Origin of the sequence: Streptococcus suis, from assembly GCF_016743335.1 — a bacterium.
Classification (GTDB): Bacteria; Bacillota; Bacilli; order Lactobacillales; family Streptococcaceae; genus Streptococcus; species Streptococcus suis_Y.
The window spans coordinates 1-1,742 of sequence record NZ_WCJE01000088.1; the positions used below are offsets into that span (position 1 = coordinate 1).

The following is a 1,742-nucleotide window of genomic DNA, read 5'->3' on the forward strand; positions in this document are numbered from 1 at the left end:
AGTCTAGTGGTAAAAAGTCAATAGAAAGTTGAGAAAATTCTAGTTGTTTTTTAGAAAACAGGGTGCACTAAAAACACCTAGTGAAAATCGCTTTTTTTCACCAGTTTATCCAAGGACTTGTGCAGATCATTATCTATCTTCCATAAGCCTCCTTGGTGGCGCATAGAGTTGGCGATTGCGTAGTAGCGCATCCACCAGACGCACAAATTTTCTAGCGGTTAAGACGATGGCTCGTTTGTGTTGATGTTTAGGAACTTCATGATACTTCTTCTTGTAAAAGGTTTGATACTCACTATCGTGTCGTCTGACCGAGTTGGCGGCTTCAACTAAGTAATAACGGAGATAGCGGTTGCCTCGTTTGACAAGTTCAGTATTTTGAGAGTTAGTGTTCCCGGATTGATTCTGTTTCCAATTCAAGCCTGCATATTTAGCGACTTGAGGGTGGTCTTTAAAGCGATCAATCTGTCCAATTTCAGCGATAATGCCTGCAGCGTACACTTTCCCCACACCAGGAACAGAAGTTAAGCACTGGTATTCAGGGATGACTTCTACCATCTCTTCAATAGCTTTATCAATATCCTTGATTAATTTCTCAAGGTTTCTGATTTCTCGAGCTAATAGACCGAGAATAACATTGACAGAATCTTGTTGTAGCTTGGGTAGACGATAAGATCCCCTGACAGCTGATTGAATAGCTTTAGCTAATTTTTCAGGCGCTTTGAATCGTCCTCTCCCCAATTTTTGGATAAAGTCCGCTAGGTCGTTGAGAGGAACGGTCGCTAACTCGTCGAGGGTATAGTCTTCAGTCATTAAGGAAATAATGGTGCTAGACCAGAGAGAAGTTGTGAGGCTCTCATTCTTGATTTCAGTAGATAAGGTATTGCACTTATAATAAATATTTTCAATAAAGTGTTGTTTTGTTCTTGTCAACTGTTCAATGAGTTGTAGTCTCGTTCTGGTTAGGTGTTGGAGAGCCAAATACTTTTCTTCTTTGAGAAAAGCAGGTGAAAATCGCTCAGCACGAAAATAATCGGCGATGTAGAAGGCATCAATAGTATCATTTTTACTTTCTTCAAAGGCTTCCCGATATTTCTTAATCTTATTGGGTTGTTCCACCATGACTTCAACCATTAGAGCTTTCAAGTCGCTATCTTCATGAAAGAACATGGCAGGGTGAAAGCTATAAAGGCTGGTAGCTTCCATACCAATGACGATGCGCTCAAATGACTGGGAATCATTGAGTTCAAGAATTTGTTTCTTGATTTCTTGAGCCCCTACTAGGTCATTAGGAAGAGAAGCTGTAAAGGGAGTTGTTGTATCACTAAGCATGATACAGACATCTAATTTGGTAGAGCTAACGTCTAAACCGACAAAACATTTCATTTGGAAGGTCTCCTTTCATTTGTATTTGGAAAGTTTCTTGACTACTGTAAGGTTCCCCAGAAACACGTTGAACCAACAGCCTCGCATAAGAGAATTCTAGTCACTAGCTCACCTGCCGCCTGTACGCTACTACGTACAGAAGTGAGCGTAATGGAAACAGCTAGTGTGTTGGAAGTAGGCACAACGCTTGGGTAACAGACTTAAAAATGAAGTCTAAGCAACAAGGAGAAAAAGAAACAACCATGAGTCCATTCCATGACTCTATTGTTCTGGAAAACCTTGCAATAGTCAAGTTAACGTTATAACAATTATTAAAAATTCGGGATTGAAAAATCCCCATAAACTTATTTTACGAGGAG

1 protein-coding gene is annotated in these 1,742 nt (G+C 40.1%); it reads right to left on the reverse strand.

Annotated elements, in window-relative coordinates:
• Positions 1–129 precede the first annotated feature (129 nt).
• Positions 130–1,383 carry an IS110 family transposase gene (locus tag F9856_RS11930; RefSeq protein ID WP_014637301.1) on the reverse strand — a complete coding sequence of 418 codons (1,254 nt, stop codon included), beginning with the start codon at positions 1,381–1,383 and terminating at the stop codon, positions 130–132.
• Between the last annotated feature and the right edge of the window lie 359 nt (positions 1,384–1,742).